Annotated in this window: 17 protein-coding genes; 10 read left to right on the plus strand and 7 right to left on the minus strand. The window is 72.4% G+C overall.

Annotated features, from left to right (window positions below; all coding sequences use genetic code 11):
* Positions 1-252: 252 nt before the first annotated feature.
* A complete protein-coding gene (locus ACZ7OU_RS44815) occupies positions 253-2,166 on the plus strand; it encodes a transglycosylase domain-containing protein (protein WP_470259936.1) in 1,914 nt (637 codons plus the stop codon).
* A 1-nt stretch (position 2,167) separates the two neighbouring features.
* On the opposite strand, the gene ACZ7OU_RS44820 is transcribed toward ACZ7OU_RS44815, so the two are convergent.
* Both ACZ7OU_RS44820 and ACZ7OU_RS44825 read right to left on the minus strand, forming a co-directional pair.
* Complete coding sequence (locus tag ACZ7OU_RS44820) at positions 2,168-2,824, minus strand: O-methyltransferase (protein WP_470259937.1); 657 nt, start codon at positions 2,822-2,824, stop codon at positions 2,168-2,170.
* Positions 2,821-3,954: a CdaR family transcriptional regulator gene (locus ACZ7OU_RS44825; protein WP_470259938.1), complete on the minus strand. Its 1,134-nt coding sequence runs from the start codon at positions 3,952-3,954 to the stop codon at positions 2,821-2,823. The genes ACZ7OU_RS44820 and ACZ7OU_RS44825 overlap by 4 nt, the downstream gene beginning before the upstream one ends.
* Before the next feature lie 125 nt (positions 3,955-4,079).
* Between ACZ7OU_RS44825 and ACZ7OU_RS44830 the strand changes: the two genes are divergently transcribed.
* The 4 genes from ACZ7OU_RS44830 to ACZ7OU_RS44845 all read left to right on the plus strand — a co-directional run bounded on the left by ACZ7OU_RS44830 (position 4,080) and on the right by ACZ7OU_RS44845 (position 9,329).
* On the plus strand, positions 4,080-5,405 hold the full coding sequence (locus ACZ7OU_RS44830) for an MFS transporter (RefSeq protein WP_470259939.1): 1,326 nt from the start codon (positions 4,080-4,082) through the stop codon (positions 5,403-5,405).
* Positions 5,402-6,637 carry an NAD(P)/FAD-dependent oxidoreductase gene (locus ACZ7OU_RS44835; protein WP_470259940.1) on the plus strand — a complete coding sequence of 412 codons (1,236 nt, stop codon included), beginning with the start codon at positions 5,402-5,404 and terminating at the stop codon, positions 6,635-6,637. Before ACZ7OU_RS44830 ends, ACZ7OU_RS44835 begins: the two co-directional genes overlap by 4 nt.
* Positions 6,638-6,786: 149 nt before the next feature.
* Positions 6,787-8,109 carry an aminotransferase-like domain-containing protein gene (locus ACZ7OU_RS44840; RefSeq protein WP_470260167.1) on the plus strand — a complete coding sequence of 441 codons (1,323 nt, stop codon included), beginning with the start codon at positions 6,787-6,789 and terminating at the stop codon, positions 8,107-8,109.
* A 95-nt stretch (positions 8,110-8,204) separates the two neighbouring features.
* On the plus strand, positions 8,205-9,329 hold the full coding sequence (locus ACZ7OU_RS44845) for an FAD-dependent oxidoreductase (RefSeq protein ID WP_470259941.1): 1,125 nt from the start codon (positions 8,205-8,207) through the stop codon (positions 9,327-9,329).
* Here ACZ7OU_RS44845 and ACZ7OU_RS44850 read toward each other — a convergent pair.
* From ACZ7OU_RS44850 to ACZ7OU_RS44860, 3 genes are all read right to left on the minus strand, one after another.
* On the minus strand, positions 9,326-11,107 hold the full coding sequence (locus tag ACZ7OU_RS44850) for a hypothetical protein (protein ID WP_470259942.1): 1,782 nt from the start codon (positions 11,105-11,107) through the stop codon (positions 9,326-9,328). The genes ACZ7OU_RS44845 and ACZ7OU_RS44850 overlap by 4 nt on opposite strands.
* A 342-nt stretch (positions 11,108-11,449) precedes the next feature.
* Positions 11,450-13,429 (minus strand): SDR family oxidoreductase, encoded by a 1,980-nt coding sequence (locus tag ACZ7OU_RS44855; protein ID WP_470259943.1) that lies wholly within the window; start codon positions 13,427-13,429, stop codon positions 11,450-11,452.
* Positions 13,430-13,503: 74 nt separating this feature from the next.
* Positions 13,504-13,707: a hypothetical protein gene (locus tag ACZ7OU_RS44860; protein ID WP_284743660.1), complete on the minus strand. Its 204-nt coding sequence runs from the start codon at positions 13,705-13,707 to the stop codon at positions 13,504-13,506.
* Positions 13,708-13,914: 207 nt separating this feature from the next.
* Here ACZ7OU_RS44860 and ACZ7OU_RS44865 point away from each other — a divergent pair, with 207 nt between their 5' ends.
* A complete protein-coding gene (locus ACZ7OU_RS44865) occupies positions 13,915-15,138 on the plus strand; it encodes an NAD(P)/FAD-dependent oxidoreductase (RefSeq protein WP_470259944.1) in 1,224 nt (407 codons plus the stop codon).
* 335 nt (positions 15,139-15,473) lie between these two features.
* Here ACZ7OU_RS44865 and ACZ7OU_RS44870 read toward each other — a convergent pair whose 3' ends face one another.
* Complete coding sequence (locus ACZ7OU_RS44870) at positions 15,474-16,193, minus strand: MerR family transcriptional regulator (RefSeq protein WP_470259945.1); 720 nt, start codon at positions 16,191-16,193, stop codon at positions 15,474-15,476.
* A 46-nt stretch (positions 16,194-16,239) separates the two neighbouring features.
* Here ACZ7OU_RS44870 and ACZ7OU_RS44875 point away from each other — a divergent pair, with 46 nt between their 5' ends.
* Positions 16,240-16,503, plus strand: coding sequence for a hypothetical protein (locus ACZ7OU_RS44875; RefSeq protein WP_470259946.1), 264 nt, complete (start codon positions 16,240-16,242; stop codon positions 16,501-16,503).
* On the opposite strand, the gene ACZ7OU_RS44880 is transcribed toward ACZ7OU_RS44875, so the two are convergent.
* Positions 16,493-17,698 carry a multidrug effflux MFS transporter gene (locus ACZ7OU_RS44880; protein WP_470259947.1) on the minus strand — a complete coding sequence of 402 codons (1,206 nt, stop codon included), beginning with the start codon at positions 17,696-17,698 and terminating at the stop codon, positions 16,493-16,495. The genes ACZ7OU_RS44875 and ACZ7OU_RS44880 overlap by 11 nt on opposite strands.
* Positions 17,699-17,901: 203 nt before the next feature.
* On the opposite strand from ACZ7OU_RS44880, the gene ACZ7OU_RS44885 reads away from it, so the two are divergent.
* Genes ACZ7OU_RS44885 through ACZ7OU_RS44895 form a run of 3 tightly spaced genes read left to right on the plus strand, consistent with a single transcriptional unit; the run spans position 17,902 to position 20,796 of the window.
* Complete coding sequence (locus ACZ7OU_RS44885; RefSeq protein ID WP_470259948.1) at positions 17,902-18,753, plus strand: fumarylacetoacetate hydrolase family protein; 852 nt, start codon at positions 17,902-17,904, stop codon at positions 18,751-18,753.
* Positions 18,754-18,755: 2 nt separating this feature from the next.
* On the plus strand, positions 18,756-20,060 hold the full coding sequence (locus ACZ7OU_RS44890; RefSeq protein ID WP_470259949.1) for an enolase C-terminal domain-like protein: 1,305 nt from the start codon (positions 18,756-18,758) through the stop codon (positions 20,058-20,060).
* Positions 20,053-20,796 (plus strand): SDR family NAD(P)-dependent oxidoreductase, encoded by a 744-nt coding sequence (locus tag ACZ7OU_RS44895; RefSeq protein ID WP_470259950.1) that lies wholly within the window; start codon positions 20,053-20,055, stop codon positions 20,794-20,796. Before ACZ7OU_RS44890 ends, ACZ7OU_RS44895 begins: the two co-directional genes overlap by 8 nt.
* The last annotated feature ends 33 nt before the right edge of the window (positions 20,797-20,829 follow it).

The raw sequence follows: 20,829 nt of genomic DNA on the forward strand, positions 1-20,829 counted from the left end.
ATGGCGTCGCTTCTGCGCGGGTTCCTGGCGTGAGCTCGTTTGGGGCCGTCGCGCCTGGTCGCAGCGAAGTGGTCGACTGCGGTTGTTCGAGTTCAGTGACCCGGGCCGAATGAGCGATGCGCGTCCATCCGTTCCCTGTCCCGCGTGACGGCGGACAAAGCCGACTCCTCGCGTGAACCCGTCTTGACAGGATTCGAACAACCTCGTTAGTTCTCCACAGAACCTCCTCACCCGGTCGGCCGTCATCCATTCGTGACCTTGGCGAGCGAGGAAATCGACGAATCGGAAGAGCAGCCGGACACCCCGCGCCGACGGCGGTGGCGGCGGATCCGGCGGGTCGGCTACTGGAGCTTCGGGCTGCTCGTCGGTGTCCCGCTGATCGCCTTCTGGGTCGCCTACCTCGTGCTCGACGTCCGCAGCCCGCAAGAGGTCCTCGCCGGGCTCGACAAGACCGTAGTGCTCAAGTACTCCGACGGGTCAGAGATGTTCAAGGTCATCCCGGCCGACGGCGATCGGACCTTCGTGCCCTACACGCAGGTGCCCGAGAAGCTGCGGGACGCCATCATCGCCACCGAAGACCCGACCTTCTGGGACAACCAGGGCTTCGACCCGACCGGCATCGGCCGCGCGTTCCTCACCGGTGTCGGCGGCGGGTCCGGGATCACCCAGCAGTACATCAAGAAGTCCACCGGCGACGACGACGCCACCATCGGGCGCAAGTTCGCCGAGCTGGTCCTCTCCACGAAGATCACCCAGGAACAGAGCAAGGAACAGATCTTCGAGAGCTACGTCAACATCATCTCCTTCGGGCGCGGCACGTTCGGGCCCGCCGCCGCGATGAACGCCTACTTCGGCAAGAAGCTCGACGACTCGATGACGTGGAGCGAAGCCGCCTTCCTCGCCGGGATGATCCAGTCGCCGTCGGTGCACGACCCGGCCGCGTCCGGCGACGCCCACGCCGCCCGGCGCTGGCAGTACGTGCACGACAAGCTCGTCGCCCGCGGTTACGTCAAGCCCGCCGAACCGATGGCCTACCCCGGCGGTGAGATCCAGGCGCCGTCGGAGACCCGCGCGGGTCGCGTCACCTACGACGAGTTCCACATCAAGCAGCAGGTCCTCGCCGAGCTCGAACAGGACGGCTTCCCGCTCGGCCGGCTCCAGCAGGGCAACATGACCGTCGAGACCACACTCGACCGCGGCATGCAGGACGCCGCGAAGAAGGCGTTGCAGGACAGGCTGAAGGGCGAGCCGAAAGAGTTCCGCGGCGCGGTCGTCGCCGTCGACCCGAAGACCGGCGCCGTCCGCGTCTACCAGGGCGGCGACCAGGGCGTCCGCGACTACGCGAGCACCCCGCACGCGGCCGGTTCGGCGTTCTACCCGTTCACCCTCGCCGCCGCTCTGCGCCGCGGCTATGGCCCCGACGTCCCGGTCCCGGCGCCCGAGGAGCAGGAGTTCCTCGGCGAGAAGTTCAAGTACCCGGACGTCTGCGGCCCCAAGTGCACCCCGCGCACCGCGATGCGGGCGCACGCCGACGGCCCGTTCATCGCGCTGGCGAAGAAGCTCGGCCCGGACGCGCTGAGCGACGCCGCCCGGCAGGCCGGCATCCCCGAGACCGTCGACGGCAACCCGACGATGCGGGAGAAGGACGGCTTCCTCGTCGGGCCGGGCATCGCCATCGGCCGGTACCCGCTGCGGCCGATGGACATGGCCGGCGCCTACGCGACCTTCGCCGCGGACGGCCGCCGCACCACCCCGCACCTGGTGGCGAAGGTGCGCGACGAGAGCGGCGCGGTCGTCTGGGAGCACACCGACACCGCGCGCCCCGCGTTCGACGAAGACGGCGACGAAAGCCGCCGCATCGCCCGGGACGTCACGGGCACGCTGACGGACGGCACCGGCGCCGCGCTGCGCACCGGCGAGGCCGAGCACGGCAGCAGCCCGGACAACCAGGACGCCTGGGCCGTCGGCTACACCCCGCGGCTGGCGACCGCGGTCTGGATCGGCTCCGACGACGAACGGCTGCTGAAGGACGCGAACGGCGCGAAGCTCACCGGCGACGTCGTGCCGGCCGACATCTGGCGCGGGTTCATGGCGGCGGCGCACCAGGGCGTGCCGGCCCGGGTGGCGACCCCGGGCCCGCCGCCGGTGGTGCGGCCGCCGCGCTGAGTCAGCGGACCAGGGCCAGCACGAACCCGTCGTGCCCCTTGCTGCCCACGGTCTGGACGGCGGTCGCGTCCAGCCGCGGCTCGGCGGCGAGGAGCGCGAACATCTCGCGCACGCCCACGACGTCCGGGTCGGTGCTCGCCGCGTCGGTCACCCGGCCCTGCCGGACGACGTTGTCGACGACGATCGTCGTGCCCGGCCGCGAAAGCTCCAGCGCCGCGCGCACGTAGTTCGCGGAGTTGTTCTTGTCGGCGTCGACGAAGATGAAGTCGAACGGGCCGGTCAGCGTCGGCAGCGTGTCGAGCGCGGCGCCGACGCGGATGTCGACGACGTCCTCGCCGAAGCCCGCCCGCGCCAGGTTGGCCCGCGCGACTTCGGCGTGCTTGGGCTCGTATTCGCAGGTCACCAGCTTGCCGCCGGCCGGCAGCGCGCGGGCCAGCCAGATCGTGCTGTACCCGCCGAGCGTGCCGATCTCCAGGATCGACCGGGCTCCGGCCTGGCGGGCCAGCAGGTTCAGCAGCTTGCCCTGGTTGGGGGCGACGGCGATGCGCGGCAGCCCGGCGGCGGCCGAGTCGGCGAGCGCGTCGTCGAGCACCGGATCGGGCGCCAGCAGCGCGCCGGTGAAGTAGTCGTCGACTTCGGCCCAGGTCTTGTCGGTCATGACACCTCCACCGCCAATCTAGCGGCCAGGCAAGCCAGGTACAGGGGGACGGCGGCGGTGGCGTCGCGCACCGGGCGCCCGGTCAGATCGGCGATCTTCGCCAGCCGGTGCAGGAGCGTGTTGCGGTGGATGTGCAGCGCCGCCGCGGTGTGCACCAGGTTCAGGCCGTGCTCGACCCACGCGAGCACCGTCTCGGACAGCGCGTCCCACGCCGGGTCGGTCCGCAGCGCGCCGAGCTGCCCGGTGGCGAACCGGTCGCGGGCCTGGTGCGCGGTCGTCTCCAGCAGTTGCTCGGTCCGCAGCGTCTCGATGGCGAAGACGGACTCCGCGGGGTGGCGCAGCGGGCCGAGCCGCACCGCGGCGGCGGCGTCCACATAGGACGCGTGCAGCCCCGGCACGTCCGTGGCCGGAGCGCCGGCCCCGGCGTGCGCGGCCAGCCCGTATCGGTCGCGCAGCTCCGCGACGAGCCGGGCGCACCGACGCGCTGTCTCGCCCGGGTGCCGCGGGTGGTGCAGCACCGCGAAGCGGCTCGCGGTCATCTCGGCGACCAGGTCCTGCGGGAAGGCGTCGCGGATCGCCCGCAGCGGTGACGCGGCCGGCGTGCCGCGCACTTCGACGAGCACCGCGACGCGCGGCAGGCGCAGGTCGAGCCCGAGCTCGCCGGCGCGGGCGGCGATCGCCGCGGGCTCGACGACGTCGGCGTCGAAGAACGCGAGGTCGCGCACCAGGTCGTGGCGGGCCCGCTCGCCGAGCAGGCGTGACTCGAGGCCGATCGCCTCGCGCAGCAGGATCTCCGTCTGGCGCCGCACGACCAGGCCGAACGGGCGGACGTGCCGGGGCGCGCCGGTGAGGCCGACCGTGCCGACCGCCGTCCCGTCGATGACGATCGGCAGCGTGATCCCCGGCCGCACGCCGTGGAGCGCGCGGGCCCGCTCGGCTGAGTGCTCCGCGGCTTCGAGCGTGCGCAGGACCTCCAGGGACGCTTCGTGGACGCTGCCGACGCGCGAGGCGTCGCCGCTGCCGATGACCACGCCCTCGACGTCGGTGATGAGCACGTTCAGGCCGATCACGGCGCTCGTCTCGCCGGCGATCTCCTGGGCGAGCGCGGGCGTCAGTTGTGGATCGGCCATGGACGAACCGTACAACGCCAGTCGTCGGATGGGGTGATACTTCGGATGGTTCGTCCGATGACCGTCGCGATCGATGTGTCTAGCGTCACCTGCCAACCAGACCCCCGAAACCCCGGGAGCGGACCATGAAGGCAACCTCGCCGGAGCGGCAGTCCCTCGAACACAGCAGGCCGACGAAGACCCACTGGCTCATCACGATGTACGCCGGCGGCGGCGAGTTCTGCGACGGCTACATCCTGTCGATCATCGGCGTCGCACTGCCTTTGGTGACCGGCGCGTTCCACCTGAGCGGCTCCGCGGCCGGGCTGCTCGGTTCGGCTTCGCTCGTCGGGATGTTCGTCGGCGGCCTGATCTTCGGGTACGTGACCGACCGCGTCGGGCGGCAGAAGGTCTACCTCGCCGACATCGCGGCGTTCATCCTGCTGTCGGCGCTGCAGTTCTTCGCCACCGACCCGGGACAGCTGACGGCGCTGCGCTTCCTGATGGGCATCGCGATCGGCGCCGACTTCGCCATCGCGGCCACGATCGCCTCGGAGTTCGCGCCGCAGAAGTCCCGCGGGCCGTTGCTGGTGGTGCTGGTGACGATGTGGTCGGTCGGCGCCGCGACCGCGTACGTCGCGGGCTGGGCGATGCTCTCGCTGGGAAGCGACGCGTGGCGCTGGATGCTCGCGAGCAGCGCGATCCCGGCGCTGGTGATCCTCGCGTTGCGCATCGGGACCCCGGAGTCGCCGCGCTGGCTGCTGAGCAAGGGCCGGACCGAAGAGGCGCACGCCGTGCTGCGGAAGATGCTCGGCCCGGACGCCGACTTCTCCGACATCGAAGCCGACACGGGGTCGAAGACGCGCTACGGCGACATCTTCCGCGGCGCGTACCGCAAGCGCACGGTGTTCGTCTGCCTCTTCTGGGCGTGCCAGCTGCTGCCGATCTACGCGATCACGACGTACCAGCCGACGATCCTGCACTCGCTCGGCCTCGCCGAAGGCAACGCGTCCTACTTCGGGGCGGTCGTCATCCAGATCTTCTTCGTGCTCGGCTCGCTTTCGGGCGCGCTCGTGGTGAACCGCGGCCGCCGGAAGCTGCTGCTGTGGAGCTTCGGGATCGCCGCGATCCCGTTGTTCCTGCTGGGGATCCTGGGACATCCGTCGACGTGGCTGGTGATCCTGCTGTTCGCGGTGTTCGGCGTCGCGTCGTTCTCCAGCCAGTGCCTGCAGGCGATCTACCCGTCGGAGCTGTTCCCGACCGGCGTCCGCGCGACGGCGAACGGCTTCGCGACCGGGGTCAGCCGGATCGGCGCGGCGATCGGCACGTACGGCGCGCCGCTGCTGCTGGCGCAGAGCACGCGCCTGGCGATGCTCGTCGGCGGCCTGATCGCCGTGGCCGGGCTGGTGTCGTCGCTGTGGCTGGCGCCGGAGACCAAGGGCATGACCCTGGCGGAATCGAGTGCGGCGTGAAGGTGACGATCGCCGGCGGCGGGCTCATCGGCCTCTGCAGCGCCTACTACCTGGCCTCGGCCGGAGCGACGGTGACGGTGCTCGAACGCGGGCGCGTCGGCGGCGGCGCGTCACGGGGGAACGCGGGCGAGATCTGCCCGGACCTCGTGACGCCGCTGCCCGCGCCCGGCGTCATCGGCCCGGCGCTGCGGGGGCTGCCCCGGCCGGACAGCGCGCTGTACGTGCGGCCCCGGCTGGACGCGTCCCTGGTGCGGTTCCTCCTGCGGTTCGGGCTCAACACCTCGCGTCGCCGGTACACCGCCGGCGTCCGGACCCTGGCCCGGCTGGCGCGCGGCACGTTCGGGCTGTTCGGCGAGCTGGAAGCGGCGGGCGTCGACGGCGACGCCGTGAAGTCCGGTTTCGTGTTCGCCTTCGCTTCCGAGGCCTCGGCGCGGACGGCGTGGGAAGGGCAGCGGGACATCGGGGCTCCGGTCGAGCCGGTGCTGTCCGCCGGTGACCTGGCTGCGCTGGAGCCGGCGCTGGGCCCGGCGGCGCGGGCCGGGTTCCTGGTGCGGGAGCAGTGGTCGGTGGACCCGTCGCTGTTCGTCGACCGGCTGGTCCGCCGGCTGCGCGCGCTCGGCGTGTCCATTGTGGAGGGAGCGCGGGTGACGTCGGTGGGCGAGCGCGGCGGCGGCACCCGCGTCCGGACGACGGTGGGCGACTTCGACGCGGACGTCACGGTGGTGGCGGCCGGCGTGTGGTCGCGGGAGCTGTGCCGGGCAGTGGGCGTGCGGACGGACCTGTTCCCCGGCAAGGGGTACAGCTTCTCGGTCGACGCGGACCCGGTGCCCCGGCAGGTGGTGCACCTGGGTGACGCGCGGGTGGTGCTGACGCCGATGGGCAAGCGGGTCCGGGTGGCGGGCACGATGGAGTTCGACGCGGACCCGGAGGCGTTCCACCCGCGCCGAATCCAGGCGATCGTGGCAGCGGCCTCGGGCTACCTCCGGTCGGCGGACTGGGCCGGCCGCCAGGACGAGTGGGTCGGCGCGCGGGTGCTGACCCCGGACGGCCTCCCGGCGGTGGGGCGCCTGCCCGGGCACGACCGGGTGCTGCTGGCATCGGGGCACAACATGCTGGGGCTCATGCTCGGCCCGGCGACGGGACGGCTGGTGACGGACTTCGTGACGGGCTCACCGGACCCGGAGCTGGCCGCGGCCCTGGACCCGGCCCGCCTCTCACGCCGGGCGCGGTGAACGGCCGGCGCGGTGGGTCTGCCGCGGCTTGTCGTGAGTGAGAAACAGTGTTCTAACCCTGTTTCTCACTCACGACCCCCTGAGCTGCGCCGATCCGGTGGGCTGGGATCATGGCCACGACGGCGTTCCGGCGGGAAGCGAAGGTGGGCATGGACGACTACCGCGTCGTCGCGGACGCCCTCGCCGCCGACATCGAGGCCGGCCGCCTCCGGCCCGGCGATCGGCTCCCGCCCCAACGCCGTTTCGCGCGGCAGCGCGGGCTCGCGAACTCCACCGCCGCCCGCGTCTACGGCGAGCTCGTCCGGCGCGGCCTGGCCGTCGGCGAGGTCGGGCGCGGCACCTTCGTCCGGGCCGCGAAGCCGCCGCCCGAACCGGCGCTGGCCGAGCCGGGGGACGCCCGCGTCGACCTCGAGCTCAACTTCGCCGTCCTGCCCGACCAGAGCGCGCGGCTCGCGAAAGCGCTCCAACCCCTGCTGCGCGACGACGTCCTGACCGCGGCCCTGCACCCGATCGGCGCCGCGGGCACCCCCACCGCCCGCGAAGCCGCGGCCACGCTCCTCACCCGCGGCGACTGGCGCCCCGACCCCGCGGCGCTCCTGTTCACCGGCAACGGCAGGCAGGCGATCGCGGCCGCGATCGCCGCCTTCGTACCGGTGGGGGAGCGGCTCGCGGTCGAGTCGCTCACCTACCCCGTGGTCAAGGCCGTCGCGTCGAGGCTCGGCGTCGAGCTGGTGCCGATCGAGACCGACGAGCACGGCCTCGTCCCGGACGCCCTCGCCGCGGCCGGGCCGGTGCGCGCGCTGTACGTCCAGCCGACCCTGCACAACCCGCTCGGCACGACGATGCCGCCGAAGCGCCGCGAAGAGCTGGCCGCCGTCGTCGCCCGGCTGGACCTGCCGGTGATCGAGGACGGCATCTACACGTTCCTGCGCGACGACGTCCGGCCGTTCGCCGCGTACGCGCCGGAGCGGACGGTGTTCGTCGACAGCCTTTCCAAACGCGTCGCACCTGGCCTGACCACGGGATTCCTGGTGACGCCGCCGGCCTGGACCGCGCGGCTGGCGTCGTCGGTGCGGTCGGGCGCGTGGGCCGCGTCGCGCTTCGCCGTCGAAGCGGCGACGCAGTGGATCGTGACGGGCACCCTCGCCGACGTCGAAGCCGCGAAGCGCCGTGACGCAGCTACGCGGGCGATAGTGGTCGAGGCGAAGCTGCCGGGACTGCGGGGCGACGCGGCGTCCTACCACCGCTGGTGGGAGCTGCCGGAGCGGTGGCGGGCGGAGACGTTCGTCGCGGCGGCGGGGCGTCGCGGCATCGCCCTGTCCCCGGCCGCGGCGTTCGCGGTGCTGCCGGGGCACGCCCCGAACGCCGTGCGCATCGCGGTTTCGGCCCCGCCGGTGGAGACGCTGGCCGCGGCCCTCGACGTCCTCGCCGCGCTGGCGAACGGCAGCCCGGACGACCTGCTGGCCGACTGACAGCGGGTGCCAGCGGGGTGCCAGTGCGGTGTGCGGCCCGCACCAGGGACCCGCGCCACTCTTCGGTCGTCGCGAAACGAACCGAAGGAGCATCCATGAACGTCACGATCATCGGCGCCGGGCTCGGCGGCCTCACCCTGGCCCGGGTGCTGCACGTCCACGGGATCCCGGTCACGGTCCACGAGGCCGAGCCGTCCCCGATGGCGCGCATGCAGGGCGGGATGCTCGACATCCACGACTACAACGGGCAGCTCGCCGTCGAAGCCGCCGGCCTGGTGGACGAGTTCCGCGGTCTCGTCCTGGACGGCCGCCAGGCGATGCGGATCCTCGACCAGGACGGGAACCTCGTGTACGAGAAGGTCGACGACGGCACCGGCGGCCGTCCCGAGGTGCAGCGTGGCGAGCTGCGGCAGCTGCTGCTCGACGCGCTCCCCGAAGGCACCGTCCGGTGGGGGCACAAGGTCGGCGGCGTCCGCACGCTCGACGACGGCTGCCACGAGGTCACCTTCACCGATGGCAGCACCGTCGTCACCAGCCTGCTCGTCGGGGCCGACGGCGCCTGGTCGAAGGTCCGGTCGCTGCTCACCGACGCCACGCCGGAGTACGAGGGCACGGCGTTCGTCGAGACCTACCTGTTCGACGCCGTCGCGAAGCACCCGGCCACCGCGGCGGCGGTCGGCCGCGGGTCGATGGTCGCGCACGGCGGCTCGCCCGACGACGGGATCAACGCCCACCGGGAAAGCGGCGACACCGTGCACACGTACGTGGCGCTCTCCCGGCCGCTGGACTGGTTCGCCGCGATCGACTTCACCGACCCCGCCGCGGCCGCCGCGCGGATCGCCGCGGAGTTCGACGGCTGGGCCCCGGAGCTCACGGCGCTGATCACCGACGGCGACACCGACCCGGTCCTGCGCCCGCACTACACGTTGCCGATCGGGCTCCGGTGGGCCCGTGTGCCGGGCGTGACCCTCGTCGGCGACGCCGCCCACCTCACGGCCCCGAACGGCGAAGGCGCCAACCTGGCCATGCTCGACGGCGCGGAGCTGGGCCAGGCCCTCGCCGCGCACCCGGGCGACGTCGAGGGCGCCATCGCCGCGTACGAGGAGGCCATGTTCGTCCGCAGCGCGACGCCCGTGGACGACGCCGTCCTGCTCGAGAGCCTGTTCGGCGACGACGTCCCGGAGAGCCTGCTCGAGCTGGTCCGGGGCGAGCGGAACTAGGGCGCGTACTTCCCGACGAAGCTGCCGCAGGTGACGGCGCGCCCGGTGAGCCGGCTCTGGATCGCCTTCTCCAGGCCCAGGTAGTCGAACACCGGCGTGTCCACCGGGATCGACTCCGGCACCGGGCCGCCCGTCGCGAGCATCCGGATCGAATCCGTCTCGAACAGCACCAGGTAGCCGCCTTCGCGGTTGAGCTGGTCCGCCGTCGCGAGCATCCGCTCGGGCGCGTCACCGACGATCTCCAGCGGCAGCGGCCACTCCAGCGGGAACGGGTTGCGCAGGCCGAACGCGGGGTAGGCGAACGGGCTGTCCGGCAGGATCGCCGTCCGCCCGGCCGGGAAGCGGTCCAGGCAGTCGCGGATCTGCCGGACGAACGTGTGCGTCGAGGGGTTCGTGCGGATGCCCGCCATCGCCGGGCTGACGTCGCCGAGGTCCTCGGTCAGCCGGTCGTGCCCGAGGTCGAGGTAGGCCGCCTGGTCGTGCTGCGCGACGACGACCCAGCCGCACACCGCCACCGCCGTGACGCCCGCCGTCGCGGTCACCCAGCGCCGCGCCAGCCGCGGCCGCGCCGGGACGACGTGGCTGAGCAGCAGCAACGCGGTCAGGGCGAGCGTGCCGGTGAGCAGCGTCGGCGTGTCGTTGCCCCACGACAGGCTGGTCATGAAGCCCGTGGCGAGCACGAGCAGCCCGGCCCACGGCACCTTCCGCCGCACGGCCGCGTTCACCGGCACGCTGACCGCGACGATCCACCACAGGACGTCCGCCCAGCGCGAGGAGCCGGTGAACCGGCCGTCGACGACCGTCCAGACGATCGCCGCCGCACCGGCGAGCACGAGCGCCCAGGACGCGGCCCGCCCGGCCGCGCCGAGCCGGTCGCCGGGCAGCCGGACTGCCAGCAGCACCACGGCGATCGCGGCGAAGAAGGTCAGCTCCCGGAACGGTGCCTGCGTCAGCACCTCGGGGTCTTCCAGCCAGAGCCCGAGCAGCCGCTGGCCGTACGCGGGCACGCCGCCGGTCAGCTGGTCGACCATCTCGGGGAACCCGCCGCCGAGGCTCACCCACGCCACGTAGGCGAGCCCGGGCGCGCCGAGCGCGAGGAGGTCGAGGAGCACCCGCAGCACGCGCCGGGTCCCCGCCCGGGTGGCCGGGTGCAGCAGCAGCCACAGGACGCCGATCACCGCGGCGAGGGCGAAGCTCTGCTTGACGAACACCGCGCAGCCGAGCAGCACCAGCCCGCCGCGCCGGGCGAGCGCGCGGTCTCCGCTCAGGCCGGCGTCGAGCGCCCAGGCGCCGCACGCGGTGAGCGCGATGCCGTCGACGGTGTGCCAGGCCATCAGCGGGAAGGCGTTGAGGTTGATCAGCGACGCCGCCGCGACCATCGCGGTCATGCCCGGGCCCCAGTCGAGCACCCGGCGGCGGGTGACGAGCGCGGCGAAGGCGATGGTGGCGACGATGATCTCGATCATCGAGAGGAAGCTCGACCCGAAGAACAGCGGCATCGGCAGGGCGAAGTCGACGACGTGCAGCACCGCGGACCCGAGCGGGCGGGCGGAGATGATGTCGGCGTGCGGGACTTCGCCGTGGAGCACGCGCCACGCCTGCGCGAGGATGAAGCCCTGGTCGGAGGGATGGAACCCGAAGCGGCCGACGCGCAGTTCGGTGGCCAGCGCCAGCAGCACCACCCAGCCGGCGTGGATGCCCAACCTCAGCAGCGGCCGGGCGCGTTTCGCGGGCACGGGCTCCGGCGCGGCGACGCGCGCCGGACTCGCCACGTCCACGCCTGCCCGCCTTCCGCTCCCCGATCACACCCGGGAAGCGATGGTAGCGGCCCGGCCCGGCACCGGCACGAACCGCACCTGCCGCGGCCGGGTCGTGAGTGGGAAACAGTGTTCTAACCCTGTTTCCCACTCACGACCGCGGACCTGCGCCGGTGCTAACCGATGGTGTGCCTTGCGGTGCCGATGGCGGCCGTCTCGTCGGCCACGGCGGATCGTTCCCCAGTACTGCTGATTTCCGGCATTCCGAACTCCCCAGTTCACGCCCGTACCGATGTACGGGACTCGCGCGAGGGTAGAAGTACCGTCGTCGTGAATCCAGGGTTTCGGCGGAATTCGCGGGGATCAAGCACGACGGCGCCAGAACAGGCGGGTCACCGCCGCCGCGACGGCCGCCGGCGCGGGCCGGCGGGGCAGGTCGCGCGCCTCGGGCGCGGACTCCCGCACCGCCCGGTAGGCGAGGTGCGCGGCGAACCGGGCGAGCTTCGGCGCGGCGAGCGTCGCCAGCTCGGCGGCCCGGCCTTCGGGCAGGGTGAGGATCTCCGGACGCTCGTCCAGTGCCTTCACCACCAGCGCGGCCGCGCGTTCCGGGCTGCTCGACGGGAGGCCGCGGTAGCCGGTCGGCGCGATCATCGGCGTCCGGACCAGGGGCATCCGCACCGACGTGAACGTGACGCCGTCCGAGAGCGTCTCGCGCCCGGCCGTCAGCCCGAACTCCTCCAGTGCCGCCTTCGACGCCAGGTAGGCCGAGAAGCGCGGGGTGTCGGTCTGCAGGCCCATCGTCGTCACGTTGACGACGTGGCCGAACCGGCGCCCGGCCATCGACGGCAGGAAGCCGAGGATCAGCCGCACCGGCCCGAAGTAGTTGATGGCCATCGTGCGCTCGTAGTCGTGAAAGCGTTCGGTGGACAGCGCGACGGAGCGCCGGATCGACCGGCCGGCGTTGTTCACCAGCATGTCGACGGCGCCGTGTTCGCCGAGGACGTCCTTGACCAGCGCGTCGACGGCGTCGCCGTCGGTGAGGTCGCAGGGGTACGCCGCCGAGACGCCGCCGGCCGCGGTGATCTCGTCGCGGACCTCTTCGAGCTCCGAAGCGCGCCTGGCCACGAGGATCACCTTCGCGCCCTTGCGGGCCACGGCGAGCGCCGACGCCCGGCCGATCCCGGACGACGCGCCGGTGATCAGCACCGTCCGCCCGGCCAGGCCGGGCCGGCGACGCGCGCGGTCGGGGTCGAGGTGGGCCTGCCAGTACCGGTAGAGCGGCCCGGCGTAGTCGCGCAGCTCCGGCAGCTCGATGCCGCTGCCGTACAACGCGGTCGTCGTGCGCGCGGTGTCGAAGACGACGTCCGTGCTCAGGTGCGGCAGCACGTCGAGGGGGATGCCCAGCTCCTCCAGGACGGCGGCGCGGGTGGCCCGGCCGCCGGGCAGGCGGTCGACGCCGGCCGCGGCCGCGTGGGCCAGCCGGGTGCCCGCGCGCCGCACCACGCCGGACGGCCGCGCCGGCAGCACGGCCCGGATCGTCGGCCCGCCCGCGGCGCGCGCGAAGGCGTTGTAGACGGAGTTGAGCGACTGCGGCCGCGTGGCGGCCAGGTGGTAGGTCGACCCGGACGGCGCGTCCCGGTGCATCAGGTGCTCCATCGCCTCGACGACGTAGTCGACGGGCACCAGGTTCGTCGCGCCGAGGCCGGGGGCGGCGAGCGGGAGCCGCGCGGGCAGCGCCGCCAGCCGCGAGATGGCGGGGAGGAAGTAGTACGGGCCGTCGACCTTGTCCATCTCGCCGGTGCGCGAGTCGCCGACGACGGCCGAGGGCCGGTAGACGCGGAAGGGCAGGGACTGCTCGCGCACGAGCTTCTCGGCCTGGAACTTCGTCGCGTGGTACGGCGAACGGAAGTGCTGGCCGAGGTCGAAGTCGGCCTCGGTGAACCGCCCGGCGTGGTCGCCCGCGACGGCGATCGAGGACACGTGGTGCACCAGTCCCGCCTCCGCGGCCAAGGCGAAGGCGAGCAGGTGCCGGGTGCCCTCGACGTTGGCGCGCCGGTTCGCGTCCTCGCCGGCGGTGAGGTCGTAGATCGCGCCGAGGTGGACGACGTGGTCGAGGTGCGGCAGCCCGGCGGGGTCGACGCCGAGGCGCGGGTCGGCGAGGTCGCCGACCACCGGGTGGAGCTTGCCCGCGCCCGGCAGGCCCTGGACCCAGGTCGCCAGGCGCTCGCGGGAGGTTTCGCGGACCAGTGCGTGCACCGCGGACGTCTCCGGCCGCCGCAGCAGGCGGGCGACCAGGCGTTTCCCGATGAAGCCCGTCGCGCCCGTCACGAAGTAGGTCGTCATGGCCGGTCCCTTCGGTAGTCGGGCCGACTCTAACCTACTGGAAAGTAGGAACGGTAGTTGTCAGTGTCTTCGGCTCACGGTTCGGCCGTCTCGTCCGCCGTCGCGACGACAGCGTCACGCAGGGCGGCGCGCAGCCGTCCGACGTCCAGCGGGCCCAGTACGGCCGCCTCGCCCGGCGGTGCGACCAGCACCACCTTGTCCTGACTGACGAACACCGTCACATCCCTGCGCCTGCCGGCCAGATCCCGGCAGCCCACCGACCATTCGCCCCGACTCATGGTCGCCGCCCTCCGATTTCTCCTCGTGGTCGTGCTCCGTGCGAGGGTGGGAGGAAGGCGTGCGGGCGCTATGACGCCGGTTCACCCGATCTGCCTACTCGTCAGTTTTCTCTTGCGCTTCGCGGATTTCCGGCGTATCCCCCGGTCGTGGCCGAGCCCGTTCGGGAGTACCGTCCGCACCGGACTCGTCGACGTGGGAGGTCACTGATGCCGGAGCCGCACAAGATCGTCATCGTCGGGGCGGGCCTGGGCGGCGCGTCCGCCGCGGCCGCGCTGCGCGAACGCGGCTACACCGGCGAAGTGCTGCTGATGGGCGCCGACCCGCACCGGCCGTACGAGCTGCCGCCGCTGTCGAAGGGCGTGCTGCTCGGCACCACCGACGAACCCGACTGGGTGCACGAGGAGAAGTACTACGAGGGGCACGACATCCGCTTCAGCGCGGGTGTCACGGCGACCCGGATCGAGCTGGGCGCGCGGCTGGTGCTGGACGACGCGGGCGGCGAGCACCGCTACGACCGCCTCGTGCTGGCGACGGGCTCGCGACCGCGCACGCTCCCGGTACCCGGCGGCGACCTGCCCGGGCTGTACACGCTGCGCACCCTCGACGACGCGCTCAAGCTGCGGTCGGCGTTCGCGGCGGCGGAGCGCGTGGTGATCATCGGCGCCGGCTGGATCGGCTCCGAAGCCGCCGCGGCGGCCCGCACGCACAACGCCGACGTGACCGTCGTGGACCCGGTCCCGGTGCCACTGGCGAACGTCCTCGGCGAGACGGTCGGCGGCGTGTTCCGCGACCTGCACACGGAAAAGGGCGTCCACTGGCGCCTCGGCGAGCAGGTCACGGAGATCACCGGCGGCCCGGACGGCGTCCGCGGAGTCCGGCTGAGCGGCGGCGACGAGCTGACGGCGGACGTGGTCCTGGTGGCGGTCGGCGCGGCACCCCGGGTGGAGCTGGCCCACACGGCGGGCCTGGAGCTGTCCGACGACGGCGGCGTGTGCGTGGACGCGGGCCTGCGCACGGCGGCCCCGGACGTGTACGCGGTGGGCGACATCGCGGCCCACTTCCACCCGCGTTACGGCCACCGCATCCGCGTCGAGCACTGGTCGAACGCGAAGGAGCAGGGCACGCACGTGGCGCAGAACCTGCTGGGGGAGAACGAGCCGTTCTTGGCTTCGCCGTACTTCTTCACCGACCAGTACGACTTGGGGTGCGAGTACCGGGGTTTGGCGGACCCGGTGACGGACGAGCTGGTGGTCCGAGGGGACTTGGCTTCGCGGGAGTTCACGGCGTTCTGGCTGCGCGACGGCGAGGTGTCGGCGGCGATGAACGTGAACATGTGGGACGACGGGGATGCGTTGAGCGCCTTGGTGGACGGCCGGACGAAGGTGACGGCGGAGCAGCTCAAGACGGCGGATCTGGCGTCGCTCACCTAGACCACGAAACTATGAGACGGGACGAGCGAGGCAAGCTGCAGCCGACGTGGGGCCGCCAGCTGTACCGCGTGACCACGCTGAGTGGCGAGCACCCGAGAATCGTCGAGGCGTACTCGGAGCGCGGAGCGCGGCGCATGTTCGGTCGCTACGGTGTGAGCGTCCGGCAGACGACTTTCGGGCCCCTTCACGGACCTGCGTGGTTTCTTGGTGCGCTCGCCGGGGCTCGTCTCGTCCGGCGCGCATCCCGCGCCACGTGTCGAGGAGCGCGGACGATGTGGCTTTGGTGGCGCAACAACGACGCCAAGCCGCTGAGATGACGGCGGATCTGGCGTCGCTCACCTAAGACGTTCGCGGAGCAGGGTGTCGAGCCTCGCCCAGGCGGGCGACGACGCGTTGACGGCACCCTGCACCAACGCCGGGATCGCCGAACCTCCTTCGTACGCAGGCAAATCCGCCCCATACCGTGCCCGCGTCGCCGAGACGAGCTTCTCGGCGAGCGCGTCGACGCGGGGGTCGTCCGGAGGCACGTCGTGCACCCGGTCGTACTCGAGGACAAGGGAAAGCAACGCCGGATCCTCCAGCATCGCCGACTGGTCACGGAAGTTCGCGCGGGCCGTCTCCGGGTGGGTCGCGAACACCAGCAGCCACAAGTCGTTCTGCAGTGTCACCCACCGCTCGCTGAACCCGAGGTCGCGCAAGTGGGACAAGAACGCCACCACCGGCTCCGGCAAGGCGGACAGCTGACCGTCGGCGAGCTGCCGGAGCCGTTCCTGAGTGGCGCGCAGGCCGTCGATGCGGGCGGACAGGTCGTCGTCGATTCGCTGGAGCGCGGAACGCAGCTCGCCGCCGGACCGCAGCTCGCGGATGCGCGCCAAGGGCACGCCCGCCTCCGCCAGCGTGCGGATCTTGATCAGCTCGACCGCGTCGGCCGCGCTGTAGCGGCGGTAGCCGGACGCGTCGCGCGGGGGCTCGGGGAGGAGCCCCTTCGCGTGGTAGACGCGGATCGTCTTGGCCGTCACCCCGACGTACCCGGCGAGCTGTCCGATGGTGAGCACCCGGCCATCGTCGCACTTGACCTTGCCCCAAGGGCAAGGTTGCAGGATGAGCGGCATGGCGGACTACGAGACCCTGCGCGCGCTGGCCGACGAGGGCAACGAGACGGCCCTCGACCGGCTCGCCGACCTCGCCGACGCCCGCGGGGACGTCGACGAGCTGAGCGAGCTGCTGGACGAGGGCTGCGACCACGCCGGCGAGCTGCTGACCCGCCGCGCGGTCGCCGGAAAGGACCTCCTCGCGCTGCAGCGGATCGCCGACGCCGGCCACGAGCCCGCCGGTGAAGAGCTGGAACGCCTGCTCAGGCAGTGACGGGCCGCGTCAGGGCGAGATACGCCACCAACGCCAAGAGCGCGAACCCCGCCATCGTCGCGGCCATCGGCACCGCCGTCCCCGGCCCGCCCAGCCCGACCAGCGGCGTCGCCAGCGCACCCACCACGAACTGCAGCACCCCCAGCAACGCCGACGCCGCCCCGGCGGACCGCGCGTGCGAAGCCAGCGCCAGCGAACTCGCGTTCGGTGTCACCAGCCCGATGCTCGACACCAGCAGGAACAGCGACACGAGCACAAAGGCCAACGGCGCCCGGAACAAGACCGACGTCAGCACCGAGGCCCCGCCGAAAACGCCGAGCAGCAGCCCGGACAGCAGCAGCGCCCGCTCGGGCACCCGCCCCACGAGCCGCCCGTTGAGCTGTCCCGCCAGCACGATGCCGACGCCGTTGACGCCGAACACCACGCTGTACGCCTGCGGGCTGAGCCCGTACACCCCCTGCAGCGCGAACGACGAACCCGAGATGTAGGCGAACATCGACGCGAACAGCAGCCCGGACGCCAGCGCGTAGCCCGCGAACGACCGGTCCCGCGCCAGCCGCCCGTAGGTCCGCATCACCTGGCCGAGCCGGGCCGGCGACCGCGTGGAAGAAGGCTCCGGGAAGAAGAACACGACCACGGCCAGCAGCAGCGCGCCGAACGCCGTCAGCACGACGAACACCCCGCGCCACGACGTCCAGTTCAGCAGCTGGCCGCCGATCAGCGGCGCCAGGATCGGGGCCAGCCCGCTCACCAGCATCAGCGTCGAGAAGAACTTCGTCATCGCGGTCCCGGAGAACAGGTCCCGCACCGTGGCCCGCGCGATCACGATGCCCGCCGCGGCACCGAGGGACTGCACCCCGCGCGCCGCGACCAGCAGCCACGCGTCCGGGCTCACCGCGCACAACACCGAGCCCACGACGTACAGCACCAAGCCCGCCAGCAACGGGCGACGCCGTCCCAGCGCGTCGGACAACGGCCCGAGCACCAGCTGGCCCAGCGCCAGGCCGGCGATGAACGCGGTGAGCGTCAGCTGGACCGTCGTGTCGGCCGCGCGGAGGTCGTCCGCCATCCGCGGCAGCGCGGGCAGGTACATGTCGATGGACAGCGGCCCGAACGCCGACAGGCCACCCAGGACGAGCACGAACTTCAGCTGCGCCCGCCTGCTCGTCGCGGTACGTTCCGCCGTGATGGTCATCCGCCTCCTCAGGCCTCCGACTCCGACCAGCGACGCGATGACCTGCGCTATTCCGGCTGTGAGCGGTGACACCCCGTGCTCAAACGAGCACTGAACCGGTACTGATCCGATCAATTTCCGGTCGATTGGGCGACGGCTCTGGATCCAGGGTCAAGACTGCGATATACATCGGATGTCTGGTCGGGCAGGTGAAGGGAAAATCCGTGCAGCTGGTGCGTCTCGGGGACCCGGGAAGTGAGCGTCCGTTCGTGCGTGCCGACGACGGCGCGACCTACGAGCTGGGCGGGCTGACCGCCGACATCGACGGCGGCTTCCTCGCCGCGGACGGGATCGCGCGGGCGGCCGCCGCGCTCGCCGCCGGGGAACTGCCCGAGGCGGACGTCGAAGGGCTGCGCGCCGGTTCGCCCATCGCCCAGCCCGGCAAGGTCGTCTGCATCGGCATGAACTACCGCCGCCACGCCGAGGAGACCGGCGCGACGCCGCCGACCGAGCCCGTCGTCTTCATGAAGGCGCCGGACGTCGTGGTCGGGCCGTCCGACGACGTCCTCATCCCGCGCGGCTCCACGAGCACCGACTGGGAGGTCGAGCTCGGCGTCGTCATCGGCAAGACCGCGCGCTACCTCGACAGCGTCGACGAAGCTTTGGAGTACGTCGCCGGCTACGTCGTCTCGAACGACGTCTCCGAGCGGGAGCTGCAGTTCCGCACCGCCCAGTGGGACAAGGGCAAGTCGTGCGAGAACTTCAACCCGCTCGGCCCGGCGCTGGTCCCGGCGAGCGAGGTGCCGAACCCCCAGGACCTGGGCCTGCGGCTGTGGATCAACGGCGAGAAGAAGCAGGACTCGAGCACCAAGGACATGATCTTCTCGGTGGCCGAGATCATCCACCACCTGAGCCAGGTCATGGTGCTGCGGCCGGGCGACCTCATCAACACCGGCACCCCCGAGGGTGTCGCGCTCGGCCAGCCCGACCCCAAGCCCTACCTGCGCGACGGCGACGTGATCGAGCTGGAGATCGACGGGCTCGGCCGGCAGCGCCAGACCGCGAGGCAGGCCTGACCATGGCGAAGATCATCGGCATGGAGGTCCTCGACGTCCGGTTCCCGACCTCGCGGGAGCTGGACGGCTCGGACGCCATGAACCCCGACCCGGACTACTCCGCCGCCTACGTCGTGCTCCACACCGACGGCGGCCCGGACGGCTACGGCCTCGCGTTCACCATCGGGCGCGGCAACGACGTCCAGGCCGCCGCGATCCGCGCGCTCGCGCCACACGTCGTCGGCCGGGACGTCCCGGAGGACGCGGCCGCCCTCGGCGGCCTGTCGCGCACGCTCGTCGGCGACTCGCAGTTCCGCTGGCTGGGCCCGGAAAAGGGCGTCGCGCACATGGCCGTCGGCGCGGTGGTCAACGCCGCGTGGGACCTCGCCGCGCGTCGCGCCGGCCTTCCGGTCTGGCAGTTCGCGGCGCGCATGACCCCCGAAGAGCTCGTCAGCCTGGTCGACTTCCGGTACCTGTCCGACGCGCTCACCGAGGCCGAGGCCCTGGAGATCCTGCGCCGCGCGGAACCCGGCCGGGCCGAGCGCGCGAAGCAGCTGGAGGCGAACGGCTACCGCGCCTACAGCACGTCACCCGGCTGGCTCGGGTACGCCGACGCGAAGCTCGTGCGGCTCGCCGAACAGGCCGTCGCCGACGGCTTCGAGATGATCAAGCTCAAGGTCGGCGGCAACCTCGAGGACGACGTCCGCCGCATGAAGCTCGCCCGCGAGACCGTCGGTCCCGACGTCCGGATCGCCGTCGACGCCAACCAGCGCTGGGACGTCCAGGCCGCGGTCGACTGGATGACCGAGCTGGCGCCGTACGACCCGTACTGGATCGAGGAACCGACGTCTCCGGACGACGTCCTCGGCCACGCGGCGATCGCGAAAGCGCTTGCGCCGATCCGCGTCGCGACCGGTGAGCACGTCCAGAACCGCGTCGTCTTCAAGCAGCTGCTGCAGGCCGACGCGATTTCGGTGCTGCAGCTCGACGCCGCCCGCGTCGGCGGGTTCAACGAGAACCTGGCGATCCTGCTGCTGGCCGCCAAGTTCGGCGTCCCGGTGTGCCCGCACGCGGGCGGCGTCGGGCTCTGCGAGCTCGTCCGGCACCTCTCGATGTTCGACTTCGTGGCGGTGTCCGGCACCGACGCGGACCGCTCCATCGAGTGGGTCGACCACCTGCACGAGCACTTCACCGACCCGGCCGTCGTCGAACGCGGCCGGTACCTCGCCCCGACCGTCCCCGGGTTCTCCGCGCGCATGCACGACGCCACGCTGCGCCGGTTCCGCTTCCCGGACGGTCCCGAGTGGACGGAGACCGCAAGTGAGTGAATTCGAGGGCCTGGTGGCCGCCGTCACCGGAGGCGCCTCGGGCATCGGCAAGGCCACCGCGGACTTGCTGGCCGAGCGCGGCGCGCGGGTGGCGGTCCTCGACCTGAAACCGGACGACGACGGCTTCCGGTGCGATGTCGGTTCGGATCAGGAAGTCCGTTCGGCCATCGACGCCGTCGTGGAACGCTTCGGGCGCCTCGACATCCTCGTCAACAACGCCGGCATCGGCGCGCAGGGCGACGTCACGGCCAACGACGACGACGAGTGGCACCGCGTGTTCGACGTCAACGTCGTCGGCATGGTCCGGCTCGCGCGCGCCGCGTTGCCGCACCTCAAGAACTCGCCGTCCGCGGCGATCGTGAACACCTGCTCCATCGCGGCCTGGGCGGGCCTGCCCAACCGCGCGCTCTATTCGGCCAGCAAGGGCGCGGTGCTCTCGCTGACCCTGGCCATGGCGACCGACCACCTGCCCGACGGGATCCGCGTCAACTGCGTGTGCCCCGGTACGGCGGACACCCCCTGGGTGGGCCGGCTGCTCGACGCCGCCGCCGACCCGGCGGCCGAACGCGCGGCCCTCGCGGCCCGTCAGCCGATGGGCCGGCTGGTCACCGCCGGCGAGGTCGCGAACGCCGTCGCCTACCTCGCTTCCCCGCTTTCCGCGTCAACCACCGGGACCGCGCTCGCGGTCGACGGTGGCATGTACGGCCTGCGCCCCCGCGGTCCCGTTCAGCAGTAACAGACTTGATTTCCGCTGTCATCAAGGAGGATG

The sequence above is a fragment of the Amycolatopsis sp. NPDC114505 genome (assembly GCF_055633615.1).

What these genes read in the sequence shown, in the direction of transcription:
- ACZ7OU_RS44865 (WP_470259944.1), top strand. Translation starts at nt 13,915, where the DNA reads ATGCCGGAGCCGCACAAGATCGTCATCGTCGGGGCGGGCCTGGGCGGC.
- ACZ7OU_RS44880 (WP_470259947.1), bottom strand. Translation starts at nt 17,698, where the DNA reads ATGACCATCACGGCGGAACGTACCGCGACGAGCAGGCGGGCGCAGCTG.
- ACZ7OU_RS44820 (WP_470259937.1), bottom strand. Translation starts at nt 2,824, where the DNA reads ATGACCGACAAGACCTGGGCCGAAGTCGACGACTACTTCACCGGCGCG.
- ACZ7OU_RS44845 (WP_470259941.1), top strand. Translation starts at nt 8,205, where the DNA reads ATGAACGTCACGATCATCGGCGCCGGGCTCGGCGGCCTCACCCTGGCC.
- ACZ7OU_RS44830 (WP_470259939.1), top strand. Translation starts at nt 4,080, where the DNA reads ATGAAGGCAACCTCGCCGGAGCGGCAGTCCCTCGAACACAGCAGGCCG.
- ACZ7OU_RS44840 (WP_470260167.1), top strand. Translation starts at nt 6,787, where the DNA reads ATGGACGACTACCGCGTCGTCGCGGACGCCCTCGCCGCCGACATCGAG.
- ACZ7OU_RS44890 (WP_470259949.1), top strand. Translation starts at nt 18,756, where the DNA reads ATGGCGAAGATCATCGGCATGGAGGTCCTCGACGTCCGGTTCCCGACC.
- ACZ7OU_RS44860 (WP_284743660.1), bottom strand. Translation starts at nt 13,707, where the DNA reads ATGAGTCGGGGCGAATGGTCGGTGGGCTGCCGGGATCTGGCCGGCAGG.
- ACZ7OU_RS44825 (WP_470259938.1), bottom strand. Translation starts at nt 3,954, where the DNA reads ATGGCCGATCCACAACTGACGCCCGCGCTCGCCCAGGAGATCGCCGGC.
- ACZ7OU_RS44875 (WP_470259946.1), top strand. Translation starts at nt 16,240, where the DNA reads ATGAGCGGCATGGCGGACTACGAGACCCTGCGCGCGCTGGCCGACGAG.
- ACZ7OU_RS44855 (WP_470259943.1), bottom strand. Translation starts at nt 13,429, where the DNA reads ATGACGACCTACTTCGTGACGGGCGCGACGGGCTTCATCGGGAAACGC.